The organism is Cryptosporangium arvum DSM 44712, assembly GCF_000585375.1.
Lineage (GTDB): Bacteria > Actinomycetota > Actinomycetes > Mycobacteriales > Cryptosporangiaceae > Cryptosporangium > Cryptosporangium arvum.
Map to the genome: position 1 here is coordinate 8,084,836 of NZ_KK073874.1, position 13,605 is coordinate 8,098,440.

Annotated in this window: 24 protein-coding genes; all 24 read right to left on the minus strand. The window is 66.9% G+C overall.

Annotated elements, in window-relative coordinates:
* Positions 1 to 51 precede the first annotated feature (51 nt).
* Positions 52 to 702 (minus strand): adenylate kinase, encoded by a 651-nt coding sequence (locus CRYAR_RS36865; RefSeq protein WP_035857806.1) that lies wholly within the window; start codon positions 700 to 702, stop codon positions 52 to 54.
* Positions 702 to 2,033, minus strand: a complete 1,332-nt coding sequence (secY, locus tag CRYAR_RS36870) for a preprotein translocase subunit SecY (RefSeq protein WP_035857807.1) — start codon at positions 2,031 to 2,033, stop codon at positions 702 to 704. Before secY ends, CRYAR_RS36865 begins: the two co-directional genes overlap by 1 nt.
* A 276-nt stretch (positions 2,034 to 2,309) precedes the next feature.
* Entirely contained in the window at positions 2,310 to 2,759 is a 450-nt protein-coding gene (rplO, locus tag CRYAR_RS36875) for a 50S ribosomal protein L15 (RefSeq protein WP_035857808.1), read from the minus strand.
* A 4-nt stretch (positions 2,760 to 2,763) separates the two neighbouring features.
* Complete coding sequence (gene rpmD / locus CRYAR_RS36880; protein ID WP_035857809.1) at positions 2,764 to 2,946, minus strand: 50S ribosomal protein L30; 183 nt, start codon at positions 2,944 to 2,946, stop codon at positions 2,764 to 2,766.
* Position 2,947: 1 nt separating this feature from the next.
* On the minus strand, positions 2,948 to 3,544 hold the full coding sequence (rpsE, locus tag CRYAR_RS36885) for a 30S ribosomal protein S5 (RefSeq protein ID WP_035857810.1): 597 nt from the start codon (positions 3,542 to 3,544) through the stop codon (positions 2,948 to 2,950).
* 40 nt (positions 3,545 to 3,584) lie between these two features.
* Complete coding sequence (gene rplR, locus CRYAR_RS36890) at positions 3,585 to 3,980, minus strand: 50S ribosomal protein L18 (RefSeq protein WP_035857811.1); 396 nt, start codon at positions 3,978 to 3,980, stop codon at positions 3,585 to 3,587.
* Positions 3,980 to 4,519 (minus strand): 50S ribosomal protein L6, encoded by a 540-nt coding sequence (gene rplF, locus CRYAR_RS36895; protein ID WP_035857812.1) that lies wholly within the window; start codon positions 4,517 to 4,519, stop codon positions 3,980 to 3,982. The genes rplR and rplF overlap by 1 nt, the downstream gene beginning before the upstream one ends.
* Before the next feature lie 8 nt (positions 4,520 to 4,527).
* Positions 4,528 to 4,935, minus strand: a complete 408-nt coding sequence (gene rpsH, locus CRYAR_RS36900; protein WP_035857813.1) for a 30S ribosomal protein S8 — start codon at positions 4,933 to 4,935, stop codon at positions 4,528 to 4,530.
* A 91-nt stretch (positions 4,936 to 5,026) separates the two neighbouring features.
* Positions 5,027 to 5,212: a type Z 30S ribosomal protein S14 gene (locus CRYAR_RS36905; protein ID WP_035857814.1), complete on the minus strand. Its 186-nt coding sequence runs from the start codon at positions 5,210 to 5,212 to the stop codon at positions 5,027 to 5,029.
* A gap of 2 nt (positions 5,213 to 5,214) precedes the next feature.
* Complete coding sequence (gene rplE, locus CRYAR_RS36910) at positions 5,215 to 5,784, minus strand: 50S ribosomal protein L5 (protein WP_035857815.1); 570 nt, start codon at positions 5,782 to 5,784, stop codon at positions 5,215 to 5,217.
* Entirely contained in the window at positions 5,784 to 6,131 is a 348-nt protein-coding gene (gene rplX / locus CRYAR_RS36915) for a 50S ribosomal protein L24 (protein ID WP_035857816.1), read from the minus strand. Before rplX ends, rplE begins: the two co-directional genes overlap by 1 nt.
* A 2-nt stretch (positions 6,132 to 6,133) precedes the next feature.
* On the minus strand, positions 6,134 to 6,502 hold the full coding sequence (gene rplN, locus CRYAR_RS36920; RefSeq protein WP_035857817.1) for a 50S ribosomal protein L14: 369 nt from the start codon (positions 6,500 to 6,502) through the stop codon (positions 6,134 to 6,136).
* 103 nt (positions 6,503 to 6,605) lie between these two features.
* Positions 6,606 to 6,884: a 30S ribosomal protein S17 gene (gene rpsQ, locus CRYAR_RS36925; protein ID WP_035857818.1), complete on the minus strand. Its 279-nt coding sequence runs from the start codon at positions 6,882 to 6,884 to the stop codon at positions 6,606 to 6,608.
* Positions 6,881 to 7,120: a 50S ribosomal protein L29 gene (rpmC, locus tag CRYAR_RS36930; protein WP_035857819.1), complete on the minus strand. Its 240-nt coding sequence runs from the start codon at positions 7,118 to 7,120 to the stop codon at positions 6,881 to 6,883. The genes rpsQ and rpmC overlap by 4 nt, the downstream gene beginning before the upstream one ends.
* Positions 7,117 to 7,539, minus strand: coding sequence for a 50S ribosomal protein L16 (gene rplP / locus CRYAR_RS36935; RefSeq protein WP_035857820.1), 423 nt, complete (start codon positions 7,537 to 7,539; stop codon positions 7,117 to 7,119). The genes rpmC and rplP overlap by 4 nt, the downstream gene beginning before the upstream one ends.
* A 3-nt stretch (positions 7,540 to 7,542) precedes the next feature.
* Positions 7,543 to 8,460 (minus strand): 30S ribosomal protein S3, encoded by a 918-nt coding sequence (rpsC, locus tag CRYAR_RS36940; RefSeq protein ID WP_035857821.1) that lies wholly within the window; start codon positions 8,458 to 8,460, stop codon positions 7,543 to 7,545.
* Positions 8,460 to 8,930, minus strand: coding sequence for a 50S ribosomal protein L22 (gene rplV / locus CRYAR_RS49935; RefSeq protein WP_084701442.1), 471 nt, complete (start codon positions 8,928 to 8,930; stop codon positions 8,460 to 8,462). Before rplV ends, rpsC begins: the two co-directional genes overlap by 1 nt.
* Before the next feature lie 57 nt (positions 8,931 to 8,987).
* Positions 8,988 to 9,269, minus strand: a complete 282-nt coding sequence (gene rpsS, locus CRYAR_RS36950; protein WP_035857823.1) for a 30S ribosomal protein S19 — start codon at positions 9,267 to 9,269, stop codon at positions 8,988 to 8,990.
* Positions 9,270 to 9,280: 11 nt separating this feature from the next.
* The gene (rplB, locus tag CRYAR_RS36955; RefSeq protein ID WP_035857824.1) at positions 9,281 to 10,117 is read right to left on the minus strand and encodes a 50S ribosomal protein L2; all 837 of its coding nucleotides are present in this window, start codon (positions 10,115 to 10,117) and stop codon (positions 9,281 to 9,283) included.
* Between the two features lie 42 nt (positions 10,118 to 10,159).
* A complete protein-coding gene (gene rplW, locus CRYAR_RS36960; RefSeq protein ID WP_035857825.1) occupies positions 10,160 to 10,456 on the minus strand; it encodes a 50S ribosomal protein L23 in 297 nt (98 codons plus the stop codon).
* Complete coding sequence (gene rplD, locus CRYAR_RS36965; protein WP_035857826.1) at positions 10,453 to 11,142, minus strand: 50S ribosomal protein L4; 690 nt, start codon at positions 11,140 to 11,142, stop codon at positions 10,453 to 10,455. Before rplD ends, rplW begins: the two co-directional genes overlap by 4 nt.
* Positions 11,139 to 11,807 (minus strand): 50S ribosomal protein L3, encoded by a 669-nt coding sequence (gene rplC, locus CRYAR_RS36970; RefSeq protein WP_035857827.1) that lies wholly within the window; start codon positions 11,805 to 11,807, stop codon positions 11,139 to 11,141. The genes rplD and rplC overlap by 4 nt, the downstream gene beginning before the upstream one ends.
* A gap of 128 nt (positions 11,808 to 11,935) precedes the next feature.
* On the minus strand, positions 11,936 to 12,244 hold the full coding sequence (gene rpsJ, locus CRYAR_RS36975; RefSeq protein WP_035857828.1) for a 30S ribosomal protein S10: 309 nt from the start codon (positions 12,242 to 12,244) through the stop codon (positions 11,936 to 11,938).
* Positions 12,245 to 12,352: 108 nt separating this feature from the next.
* Positions 12,353 to 13,546, minus strand: a complete 1,194-nt coding sequence (gene tuf, locus CRYAR_RS36980; RefSeq protein WP_035857829.1) for an elongation factor Tu — start codon at positions 13,544 to 13,546, stop codon at positions 12,353 to 12,355.
* Positions 13,547 to 13,605 lie beyond the last annotated feature (59 nt).

A 13,605-nucleotide genomic window follows, 5' to 3' on the forward strand; every position in this document is an offset into this window, starting at 1 on the left:
GCGCGACAGAGGGCCAGGGTGCCTCGCACCCTGGCCCTCTGTGAACGCTGCTTACTCGAACGGCGCCAGTGCGTCGATCGCCCGGTCGGTGACGTCCTCCACCGGACCGGTGGCGTCGATGCCGACGAGCTTGCCCTGGGCGCTGTAGAAGTCGACCAGGGGCTCGGTCTGCTCGTGGTAGACCTCGAGCCGCTTGGCGATCGTCTCCGGCTTGTCGTCGTCACGCTGGAACAGCTGACCGTCGCACCGGTCGCAGACACCCTCGACCGTCGTCGGATCGAACTCGACGTGCCAGATCTTCCCGCAGCCCCGGCAGGTACGCCGCCCGGACAGCCGGCGGATCACCTCGTCGTCCTCGACCACCAGTTCGAGCACGACGTCGATCTTGACGCCGAGCTCCTTCAACATGTCGTCGAGCACCTCGGCCTGCGGGACGTTGCGAGGGAACCCGTCGAGCAGGAACCCGTCGACCGCGTCCGGCTCGGCCAGCCGCTGGCGCACCATGTTGATCGTGATCTCGTCCGGAACGAGCTGACCAGCGTCCATGTATTTCTTCGCCTCGACGCCCAGCGGCGTGCCCTGGCCCACGTTGAAGCGGAACAGGTCGCCGGTCGAGATTTTGGGCGCGGCGAGGTGAGCTGCGATGAACTCGGCCTGAGTCCCCTTGCCCGCACCCGGGGGGCCGACCAGTACCAGCCGCACTAGCGGAGGAAACCTTCGTAGTTGCGCTGCATGAGCTGGCTCTCGATCTGTTTAACGGTCTCGAGACCGACACCGACGATGATCAGTACCGCCGTACCCCCGAAGGGGAAGTTCTGGGTGTTGTTGCCGCCGTCATCGAGTAGGGAGATGAACAAGTTCGGAAGAACCGCGATGATACCGAGGTAGATCGACCCGGGAAGGGTGATCCTGCTCAGAATGTAGCCGAGGTACTCGGCCGTCGGCCGACCGGGCCGGATGCCCGGCACGAATCCACCGAACTTCCGCATGTTGTCCGCGACCTCGGTCGGATTGAACGTGATCGCCACGTAGAAGTACGTGAAGAAGACGATCAGGCCGAAATACAGCGCGATGTGCACCCAGGAGTCCGCCGGCGTGATCCATTTGTCGACGAACTTCTGCACCGATCCGGGGTCGTCCGGGTTGCCCAGCTGGCTGAACAACTGCGGCAGATAGAGCAGCGACGAGGCGAAGATCACCGGGATGACACCGGCCTGGTTGACCTTCAGCGGGATGTAGGTGGACGTGCCCCCGTACATCCGGCGGCCGATCATCCGCTTCGCGTACTGCACCGGGATGCGGCGCTGAGCCTGCTCGATGAAGACCACCAGGCCGATGACGACCAGGACGATCACGAGCACGATGCCGAAGACGAGACCGCCCTTGGTCTCCAGGATGTTGTTGCCCTCGTACGGCATGCGCGCCGCGATCGAGGTGAAGATCAGGACCGACATGCCGTTGCCGACGCCGCGGTCGGTGATCAGCTCACCGAGCCACATCACGACCGCGGTACCGGCGGTCATCGTCAGCACCAGCGTGGTGAGCGTCAGCCACTGCGGCTGGGCGGTGTTGCTCGGGATCACCGAGAGCGTGCACCCCTGGAAGAGGTTGCCGCTCCGGGCCAGGGCGATGTAGCCGGTCGACTGCAGGATCGCCAGACCAATGGTCAAGTAACGCGTGTACTGCGTGATCTTGGCCTGTCCCGCCTGGCCCTCCTTGCGGAGCTGTTCCAGCCGTGGAATGACCACGACGAGCAGCTGCAGGATGATGCTGGCGGTGATGTAAGGCATGATCCCGAGCGCGAACACCGACAACTGCAGGAGCGCTCCACCGCTGAACAGGTTCAGCAGCGTGAGTACCTCGCTGCCACCACCGGTGTTGAGCTGCTCGATGCACTTGTTGATGTTCGTGACCGAAACGCCTGGCGACGGCAGCGTGGCGCCGACTCGGTATATCGCAATGATGAACAGCGTGAAGAAGATCTTCTTGCGCAGGTCGGGCGTACGAAACGCCCTACCGAAGGCGGCGAGCACAAGTCCTCCTGCGCACGGACCCATCGTCATGGCCCGCTGATCGGTCTGGGCCGGCGACCCGTGGGGGTCGGCCGCGGCCCTTGGTCGGGGCAGCCCGCTCCGCCGTCAGGCGCGGGCCTGTGGTGCGACTCTAACAGTCAGTTGGTCTCCCATGGCCCACGCTGGACTCTGCCGTGAGCACGACGCCCCTGTGAGAGCGCTGAGAAGCCATAGGGACCAACGGAATCCGGCCCGGGCGAGTTCCGCCCGGGCCGGCCGGTGTTGCTGAGGTTGCGGTTACTGCTCGATCGCGGTCGCGGTTCCGCCCGCGGCCTCGATCTTCTCCTTGGCGGTGGCCGAGAACTTGTGCGCCGACGCGGTGAGCTTGACGCCACCGAGATCGCCGTCACCAAGAATCTTGACCAGACGTCCGGGACGGACGGCACCGGCGAGCGCGAGCTCCTCCGGGCCGATCTCGCCGCCGTCGGGGAACAGCTCGGCGAGCCGGTCCAGGTTGACGACCTGGTACTCGACGCGGAACCGGTTCTTGAAGCCCTTCAGCTTCGGCAGTCGCATGTGGATGGGCATCTGCCCACCCTCGAAGCGCGCCGGAACCTGGTAGCGAGCCTTGGTTCCCTTGGTACCGCGACCGGCCGTCTTACCCTTCGAGCCTTCACCGCGACCCACGCGGGTCTTGGCGGTGCGAGCGCCCGGGGCCGGCTTCAGGTGGTGAACCTTGAGGGCCATGGCGTTACTCCACCTCCTCGACCGTCACGAGGTGGCGCACGGTCTGAACCATGCCGCGCATCTCGGGGCGGTCTTCCTTCACGACGACGTCGTTGATCCGCTTCAAGCCGAGCGACCGCAGCGTGTGGCGGTGGTTCTGCTTGGTGCCGATCGACGACCGGATCTGGGTGACCTTGAGACGAGCCATGTCACTCTCCTCCGGCCCGAGCACGCAGCAGCGCACGCGGCGCGACGTCCTCGAGCGGCAGACCGCGGCGGGCCGCGATCGCCTCGGGACGCTCGATCATCTTCAGCGCCGCGATCGTGGCGTGCACGATGTTGATCGCGTTCGACGAGCCGAGGCTCTTGCTCAGGATGTCGTGGATGCCGGCGCACTCCAGCACCGCGCGGACCGGGCCACCGGCGATGACACCGGTACCGGGGCTGGCGGGCTTCAGCAGGACGACTCCGGCCGCTTCCTCACCCTGAACCGGGTGAGCGATGGTCGAGCCGATCCGCGGCACCTTGAAGAAGTGCTTCTTGGCCTCCTCAACGCCCTTGGCGATGGCGGCCGGCACCTCCTTCGCCTTGCCGTAACCGACACCGACGGTGCCGTCACCGTCGCCCACCACGACCAGCGCGGTGAAGCTGAAGCGACGACCACCCTTCACGACCTTCGCGACACGGTTGATCGCGACGACGCGCTCGATGTGCGGCGACTTCTCCGGGGCCGATCCGCCCCGCCCGCCGTCGCGACGGTCCCGGCGTTCGCCGCCTCCACCGCCTCGGCGCTGCTGACCAGGCATCAGACGTTCCCCTCGTAGCTCTTGTCGGTGCTGGTGATCATCAGAACTCCAGCCCACCTTCGCGAGCGGCGTCGGCCAGAGCCGCGATCCGCCCGTGGTACTTGTTGCCGCCACGGTCGAAGACGACCGCGTCGATGCCGGCCGCCTTGGCCCGCTCGGCCACCAGCGCGCCGACCTTCTTGGCCAGGGCCGACTTGTCGCCGTCCCCGCCGCGGATCGAGGTGTCCAGGGTCGAGGCCGACGCGACCGTGCGGCCGGTGCCGTCGTCGATGACCTGGGCGTAGATGTGGCGGGTGGACCGGGTGACGACCAGACGCGGACGCGCCTCGGTGCCGACGACCTTCTTCCGCAGGCGGAAGTGGCGGCGCGACTTGCCCACCCGGCGCACGGCGGAGACGCCGGCACCCGACTTGCGGTGAAGCAGATTCGCACCCATCACTTACCTGCCTTTCCGGCCTTGCGCCGGACGTTCTCGCCCTGGTATCGGACGCCCTTGCCCTTGTAGGGCTCCGGCGGACGAATCTTGCGGATGTTGGCGGCGACCTCGCCGACCAGCTGCTTGTCGATGCCCTCGACCACGAACTGGGTCGGCTTCTCGACGCGGAACGTGATGCCCGCGGGCGGCCGGACGACGACCGGGTGGCTGAACCCGAGCGCGAACTCGAGGTCAGAACCCTTGGCCGTGACGCGGTAACCGGTGCCCTGGATCTCCAGCGTCTTGCTGTAGCCCGAGGTGACGCCGGCGACCATGTTCGACACCAGCGTCCGGGTCAGACCGTGACGCTCCTTGGCCCGACGCTCGTCGTTCGGACGCGACACCTCGATCGAACCGTCGTCGCCGCGACCGATCGAGATCGGCTCGACGACCTGGTGGGTGAGAGTGCCCTTCGGGCCCTTCACGGTGACCGTCGAACCGTCGATCGCGACGTCGACGCCGGAAGGCACCTGGATCGGCAGCTTACCGATGCGTGACATGCTCTCCCCTACCAGACGTAGGCGAGGACTTCCCCGCCCACTCCACGCTTGGTCGCCTGCCGGTCGGTGAGCAGACCCGACGACGTGGAGATGATCGCCACGCCGAGGCCGCCCAGCACGCGGGGCAGACTGTTGGACTTCGCGTACACCCGCAGGCCGGGCTTCGACACGCGCCGGAGGCCGGCGATGCTCCGCTCACGGTTGGGGCCGTACTTCAGATCAACGGTGAGGACCTTGCCAACGGCGCCCTCGGCCGGGTCGGCCACGCTCCAGCCGGAGATGTAGCCCTCCTGCTGGAGGATCTCGGCGACGTGCGCCTTCAGCTTGGAATGCGGCATCGTCACCCGGTCGTGGTACGCCGAATTGGCGTTGCGCAGACGCGTCAGCATGTCTGCGATCGGGTCGGTCATCGTCATGGGTTCATGCCTTTCTCGCCGCGGTTCCCGAAGGCCTTCGGCGAAGCAGCGGACCTGTGCCCAGGTCCTTCGTTCGAGCGTGGCGACGCGGTCACCACGAGGACTTGGTGACTCCGGGAAGCTCGCCGCGGTGCGCCATCTCGCGCACGCAGATGCGGCACAGGCCGAAGGCCCGGTACACGGCGCGCGGACGGCCACAACGCTGGCAGCGAGTGTACGCACGCACCTTGAACTTCTGCTTGCCCGACGCCTTCTGGATCAGGGCCTTCTTCGCCATGCTCAGTTCTCCTTGAACGGAAAGCCGAGGAGCTTGAGCAGCGCCCGACCCTCCTCGTCCGTCGTCGCGGTGGTCACGACCGTGATGTCCATGCCCCGCGGGCGGTCGATCTTGTCCACGTCGATCTCGTGGAACATCGACTGCTCGTTCAGGCCGAACGTGTAGTTGCCGTGACCGTCGAACTGGTTGCCGGACAGGCCGCGGAAGTCGCGGATGCGGGGCAGGGCGATCGACAGCAGGCGGTCCAGGAACTCCCACATCCGGTCGTTGCGCAAGGTGACCTTGGCGCCGATCGGCTGTCCTTCGCGCAGCTTGAACTGCGCGATCGACTTGCGGGCCTTCTGGACCTGCGGGCGCTGACCGGTGATGGCGGTGAGGTCGCGGACCGCACCGTCGATCAGCTTGGAGTCGCGAGCGGCGTCTCCGACGCCCATGTTCACGACGACCTTGACGACGCCGGGCACCTGCATGACGTTCGAGTACTTGAACTGGTCACGCAGCGCGGGGATGATCTCCTCGCGGTACCGCAGCTTCTGCCGAGGCTGGATCTTCTCGGTGGCCGGGGCAGTCATCAGATGTCCTCACCGGTCCGCCGGGAGACGCGGATCCGCTTGCGCGAAACCCGACCGTCGTCGCCGGTGACCTCTTCGGTCCGGTAGCCCACGCGAGTCGGCTTGCCGTCGTTGCCGATCACCATCACGTTGCTGACGTGAATGGCGGCCTCCTGCGTCACGATGCCGCCCGACTTCGCGCCGCGCTGCGTCGTGGAGACCTTCGTGTGCTTCTTGATCCGGTTGACACCCTCGACGAGCACGCGGTTCGTCTCGGGGTACGACTGGATCACCTTGCCCTTGGCGCCCTTGTCCTTGCCGGCGATGACCAGGACGGTGTCGCCCTTTTTCACCTTGAACTTGGCCATGGTCAGAGCACCTCCGGGGCGAGCGAGATGATCTTCATGAACCGCTTGTCGCGCAGCTCACGCCCGACCGGGCCGAAGATGCGGGTCCCGCGCGGGTCGCCACCGTCCTTGATCAGGACCGCGGCATTCTCGTCGAAACGGATGTAGGAGCCGTCCGGCCGCCGCTTCTCCTTCACGGTGCGGACGACGACGGCCTTCACGACGTCACCGCGCTTCACGCCCGCGCCGGGGATGGCGTCCTTGACGGTGCCCACGATGATGTCGCCGATACCCGCGTACCGCCGGCCGGAGCCACCCAAGACCCTGATGCACAGGATCTCCTTGGCCCCAGTGTTGTCGGCGACACGCAGTCGCGACTCCTGCTGGATCACGTCAACTCCATAGATGTCGCGCCGGTTCTCTCATTGAGAGCCTGGCGGAACGGAACTTACTCAAGTGTGCCCGAGGGTTCTCCCGAACCCTCGGGCAGGCGGCTTACTTCGCGCGCTCGAGGATCTCGACGACGCGCCACCGCTTGGTGGCCGACAGGGGCCGGGTCTCCATCAACCGGACCCGGTCGCCGACGCCGCAGTCGTTCTGCTCGTCGTGCGCCTTCAGCCGGTGGGTACGACGGATGACCTTGCCGTACAGGCGGTGCTTGACGCGGTCTTCGACCTCGACAACCACGGTCTTGTCCATCTTGTCGCTGACCACGTAGCCCTCACGGACCTTACGGTCGCTGCGAACCTCGCTCACGGTGTCCTCACTGCTCATGCCGTCACCTCACTCGGCGCCTGCTCGATGCCGAGCTCACGCGACCGCATGATCGTGTAGATCCGGGCGATGTCCCGGCGGACGACCTGGAGTCGGCGGTTGTTGTCCAGCTGACCGGTCGCGTTCTGGAAGCGGAGGTTGAAAAGCTCCTCCTTGGCCTCCCGCAACCGGGTGACGAGCTGCTCGTCGTCGAGCTCGCGCAGCTCGGCAGCCTTGTCGTTCGGGCCGCTGCTCACGCTGCCTCACTCCCCTCGCGCTTCACGATCCGGCACTTCATCGGCAGCTTGTGGATCGCGCGGCGCATGGCCTCGCGAGCGATCTGCTCGTTCGGGTACTGGAGCTCGAAGAGCACCCGCCCCGGCTTGACGTTCGCGATCCACCACTCCGGCGAACCCTTACCGGAACCCATGCGGGTCTCGGCCGGCTTCTTGGTGAGCGGACGGTCCGGGTAGATGTTGATCCAGACCTTGCCACCACGCTTGATGTGGCGGTTGATCGCGATACGCGCCGACTCGATCTGCCGGTTGGTCACGTAGGCCGGCTCCAGAGCCTGGATGCCGTACTCGCCGAAGGTGACCGCAGTGCCGCCCTTGGACGCGCCACGACGCGTGGGGTGGTGCTGCTTACGGTGCTTGACCCTGCGGGGAATCAGCATGGGTCAGCCCTCCTGACCTGCGTTGTCCTGCGTCGGGGCAGCCTCGGGCGCCTCGACGGCCGGCGTAGCGGCCGGCTCAGTTGCTACCGGCGCCTCGACCGGAGCCTCGGTCGCCCGAGCCTCGGTCGCCACCGGGGCCTCGGCCTCGGTGCGCTCGGCACCCCGGCCGCCGCCCTGGCGCTCGCCACGGTTACGGCCACCGCCGCCACCGCCACCGGCGCCACGACGACGCTCGGGACGGTTACCGCGGTGCTGGCGCAGCGCGGCCTCGGCCGCCTCACGCTCGGCGCGGCTCTGCACGACGTCGCCCTTGTAGATCCAGACCTTGACGCCGATGCGGCCGAACGTCGTGCGGGCCTCGTAGAAGCCGTAGTCGATGTTCGCGCGGAGCGTGTGCAGCGGCACCCGGCCCTCGCGGTAGAACTCCGACCGCGACATCTCGGCACCACCGAGACGACCGGCGCACTGCACCCGGATGCCCTTGACGCCCGGCGACTTCATCGCCGACTGCATGGCCTTACGCATCGCGCGACGGAAGCTCACCCGGGAGGAGAGCTGCTCGGCGACACCCTGAGCAACCAGCTGCGCGTCGGCCTCGGGGTTCTTGACCTCGAGGATGTTCAGCTGCACCTGCTTGCCGGTCAGCTTCTCGAGCTGACCACGGATGCGGTCGGCCTCCGCACCGCGACGGCCGATGACGATGCCCGGCCGGGCGGTGTGGATGTCGACACGGACCCGGTCGCGGGTGCGCTCGATGTCGACCCGGGCGATGCCGGCGCGCTCCATACCGCGCGACATCATCTTCCGGATCGCCACGTCTTCACCGACGTAGTCCTTGTACAACTTGTCCGCGTACCAGCGGGACTTCCACTCGGTCGTGATGCCGAGTCGGAAGCCGTGCGGGTTGACCTTCTGACCCATTACTCGGCGCTTCCCTTCGTGGCTGCCGACCGGCCGCCGCTCGCCTTCTTCGGCGCCCGCTTCGGCTTCGCCGTCGGGGCCACACTCTCCACCACGACAGTGATGTGGCAGGTGCGCTTCCGGATCCGGTAAGCGCGCCCCTGGGCGCGCGGCCGGAACCGCTTCATCGTCGGGCCCTCGTCCACGAAGGCCTGCGTCACGAGCAGCGAGTCGGGGTCGAGCCGCTCGTTGTGCTCGGCGTTCGCGATCGCGCTCTCCACGACCCGGTAGACCTGCTCGCTGGCGGCCTGCGGGGCGAACTTGAGCACGGTCAGTGCCTCTTTGGCGGGGAGACCCCGGATGAGGTCGACCACCCGCCGGGTCTTCATCGCCGTCGTCCGGACGTACCGCGCCTCGGCGAATGCGCCCGGGGCGTCCCCGAGCAGCGCCACGCGTCGCGGATTCACGCGCTTGCCGTCGATCACTGCCATCTGTCTGCTCTCTCGTCTATCCGCGCGCGGCTAGCCGTGCGCAACCTGGAATCCGCGTCAGCGGCGGCGGCTCTTGCGGTCGTCCTTCTCGTGACCCTTGAACGTGCGGGTCGGCGAGAACTCGCCCAGCTTGTGCCCGACCATCGCCTCGGTGACGAACACCGGCACGTGCTTGCGTCCGTCGTGGACGCCCAGCGTGTGGCCGATCATCTCCGGCGTGACGGTCGAACGACGCGACCAGGTCTTGATGACGTTCTTGGTTCCCCGGGCGTTCTGCGCGTCCACCTTCTTGATCAGGTGGTCGTCGACGAAGTAGCCCTTCTTCAAGCTGCGGGGCATGGCCTACAACCTCAGCGCTTCTTGTTGGTCTTGCGGCGGCGGACGATGAATTTGTCGCTGGCCTTGTTGGCCCGGCGAGTACGCCCCTCGGGCTTGCCCTTGGGGTTGACCGGGTGACGACCACCAGAGGTCTTGCCCTCACCACCACCGTGCGGGTGGTCGATCGGGTTCATCGCGACACCGCGGACGGTCGGGCGCTTGCCCTTCCACCGCATACGGCCGGCCTTACCCCAGTTGATGTTCGACTGCTCGGCGTTGCCGACCTCGCCGACCGTGGCACGGCAGCGGGCGTCGACGTTGCGGATCTCACCGGACGGCATACGCAGCTGGGCGTAGGGGCCGTCCTTCGCGACGAGCTGGACGCTCGCGCCGGCGGACCGGGCGATCTTGGCGCCGCCACCGGGCCGGAGCTCGATCGCGTGCACGACCGTACCGACCGGGATGTTCCGCAGCGGCAGGTTGTTGCCCGGCTTGATGTCGGCGCCCGGACCGGTCTCGATCCGGTCGCCCTGCTTCAGCTTGTTCGGCGCGACGATGTAACGCTTCTCGCCGTCCACGAAGTGCAGCAGCGCGATGCGCGCGGTGCGGTTCGGGTCGTACTCGATGTGCGCGACCTTGGCCGGCACACCGTCCTTGTCGGCCCGGCGGAAGTCGATCAGCCGGTACGCACGCTTGTGCCCACCGCCCTGGTGGCGGGTGGTGACCCGACCGTGCGCGTTCCGGCCGCCCTTGCTGTGCAGCGGCCGGACCAGCGACTTCTCGGGGTGGTCACGGGTGATCTCGACGAAGTCGGCGACGCTCGACCCACGCCGGCCCGGCGTAGTCGGCTTGTATTTGCGGATGCCCATCTGTATCCCTCAGCTCTCGATCCTCGATGTGGTCCGGCCCCGTCAGGAGACCGGCCCCCCGAAGATCTCGATGCGGTCACCCGGCGCGAGGCTCACGATCGCGCGCTTGGTGTCCTTCCGCTTACCAGTGCCGAACTTGGTCCGCTTACGCTTCCCCTGCCGGTTCTGCGTGTTGACCGCCGTGACCTTCACGTTGAAGACCTGCTCGACCGCGATCTTGATCTGCGTCTTGTTCGCGTCGGTCCGGACGAAGAACGTGTACTTGTTCTCGTCCAGCAGGCCGTAGCTCTTCTCCGAGACGACCGGAGCGAGCAGGATGTCGCGCGGGTCGGGAATCACTTCTCGTTCTCCTCGGTGTCGAGCTCCGCCGAGCTGGCCTTCGCGGTCGCGCCGCGACCGGAGATCGGGCCCGCCACGAACTCGTCGTATGCGTCCTTGGTGAACACCACGTCGTCGCTGATCAGCACGTCGTAGGTGTTGAGCTGGTCCGGCGCCAGCACGTGCACCTCGGCGACGTTGCGCACCGACAGCCAGCTGTTGCGGTCGCCGCGGGCGACCACGACGAGCACGTGGCGGGAGGTGGAAACGTTCGCCAGCGCCTTGACGGCGTCCTTGGTGGACGGCACGTCGCCGGAGATCAGGGCGTCGAGCACGTGCACACGGCCACCGCGAGCCCGGTCGGAGAGCGCGCCCCGGAGGGCAGCAGCCTTCATCTTCTTGGGCGTCCGCTGCGAGTAGTCGCGCGGCTGCGGGCCGTGGACGACGCCACCGCCGGTGAACTGCGGCGCGCGGGTCGAGCCCTGACGGGCGCGGCCGGTGCCCTTCTGCTTGTAGGGCTTGGCCCCACCGCCGGACACCTCCCCGCGGGTCTTGGTCTTGTGCGTGCCCTGGCGGGCCGCCGCCTGCTGGGCCACCACGACCTGGTGGATCAGCGGGATGTTCGTGGTCACGTCGAAGATCTCGGCGGGCAGATCGGCGGTACCGGTCTTCTTGCCGCCGGCGTCGACGATGTCAATGGAGGTCACTTCGCCACTCCGCCCTTACCAAGCTGGGTCTTGGCGGCGGTGCGGATGAGCACCAGGCCGCCCTTGGGCCCGGGCACAGCGCCCTTGACCAGGATCAGGCCCTTCTCAGCGTCGACGCGGTGCACGCTGAGGTTCATCGTCGTGGTGCGGACGCCACCCATGCGGCCGGCCATGCGCAGGCCCTTGAAGACACGACCCGGGGTCGCGCAGCCGCCGATCGAACCCGGCGCGCGGTGCTTGCGCTGGGTGCCGTGGCCGGCGCCGAGGCCCTTGAAGCCGTGACGCTTCATGACACCCGCGTAGCCCTTGCCCTTGCTGGTGCCGACCACGTCGACCTTGATGCCCTGCTCGAAGATCTCCGCGGAGACCTCCTGACCGACCTCGTACTCAGCCGCGTCAGTGGTGCGGATCTCGACCAGGTGACGCCGCGGGGTGACGCCGGCGACCTTGAAGTGGCCGCTCTCGGGCTTGTTCACCTTCCGCGGGTCGATGCCGCCGAAAGCGACCTGGACCGCGGAGTAGCCGTCACGTTCCGGGGTGCGCACCTGGGTCACGACATTCGGCCCGGCCTGAACGACGGTCACCGGAACGATCCGGTTGTTCTCGTCGAAGACCTGGGTCATGCCGAGCTTCTCGCCCAGGATCCCCTTGATCTGCCTGTCCATCTCTTCTTTCCGACTCTCTTTGGTCCGGATCCTCTCCCGACCTGGATGACTCCGGCCGGGCGTGTCCTTCAAGTGGTGTCGTAATGCGTTGTCGGGCCCTGAGTCCGAACCCGAGCGCGATTACGTCCTTAGAGCTTGATCTCGATGTCGACGCCGGCCGGGAGGTCGAGACGCATGAGCGAGTCGACGGTCTTCGGCGTGGGGTCGAGGATGTCGATCAGCCGCTTGTGGGTCCGCATCTCGAAGTGCTCGCGGGAGTCCTTGTACTTGTGCGGCGAGCGGATCACGCAGTAGATGTTCTTCTCGGTCGGCAGCGGCACCGGGCCCGCAACCGACGCGCCGGTACGGATCACCGTGTCGACGATCTTCCGCGCCGAGCTGTCGATGACCTCGTGGTCATAGGCCTTGAGCCGGATGCGGATCTTCTGTCCCGCCATGGAACCTTCAGTCCTGTCTATTACGCCGGGGGTCGGGTGGCTGCCGGTTAGTAACCGCGCGGAGCGGCGGTCGGATCGATCACGACCCGACCGCCGTCACACGAATTACTACTTGTTGATCTTGCTGATGCGGCCGGCGCCGACGGTCCGACCACCCTCGCGGATCGAGAACCGCAGGTTGTTCTCCATGGCCACCGGCTGGATGAGCTTCACCGACATGTCGGTGTTGTCACCCGGCATGACCATCTCCGTGCCCTCGGGAAGGGTCACGACACCGGTCACGTCGGTGGTGCGGAAGTAGAACTGCGGCCGGTAGTTGTTGAAGAACGGCGTGTGGCGGCCACCCTCGTCCTTGCTGAGGATGTAGACCGTCGCCTCGAACTCCGTGTGCGGAGTCGTCGTGCCCGGCTTGATGACGACCTGGCCGCGCTCGACGTCCTCGCGCTTGATGCCGCGGAGGAGCAGACCGACGTTCTCGCCGGCACGCGCCTCGTCGAGCAGCTTGCGGAACATCTCGACGCCGGTGACCGTGGTGGTCTGCTTGGTCTCCTTGATGCCGACGATGTCGACGGTCTCGTTGACCTTCAGCACACCCCGCTCGACACGGCCGGTGACGACCGTACCGCGACCGGTGATCGTGAAGACGTCCTCGATCGGCATGAGGAACGGCTTGTCCAGGTCCCGCTCGGGCTCCGGAATGGTCTCGTCGACCGCCGTCATCAGCTCGATGATCTTCTCGCCCCACTCGGCGTCGCCCTCGAGCGCCTTCAGCGCCGAGACACGCACGATCGGAGCGTCGTCACCCGGGAACTCGTACTGGTTGAGGAGCTCACGGACCTCGAGCTCGACGAGCTCCAGGATCTCCTCGTCGTCCACGACGTCGGCCTTGTTCAGGGCGACGACGATGTACGGAACGCCGACCTGGCGGGCCAGGAGCACGTGCTCCTTGGTCTGCGGCATCGGGCCGTCGGTCGCCGAGACGACCAGGATCGCGCCGTCCATCTGGGCGGCACCGGTGATCATGTTCTTGATGTAGTCCGCGTGACCCGGGCAGTCGACGTGCGCGTAGTGCCGCGCCTCCGTCTGGTACTCGACGTGCGCGATCGAAATCGTGATACCGCGCTGCCGCTCCTCCGGCGCCTTGTCGATCTGGTCGAACGGCGTGAAGGGGTTGATGTCCGGGTACTTGTCGTGCAGGACCTTGGTGATCGCCGCGGTCAGCGTCGTCTTGCCATGGTCGATGTGACCGATGGTGCCGATGTTGACGTGCGGCTTGGTCCGCTCGAACTTCGCCTTCGCCACTGGTCTTTCCTCCTGTGGACTGAATATCTAGTGGTACGCCGTGCGACGTGGGGTCGGGT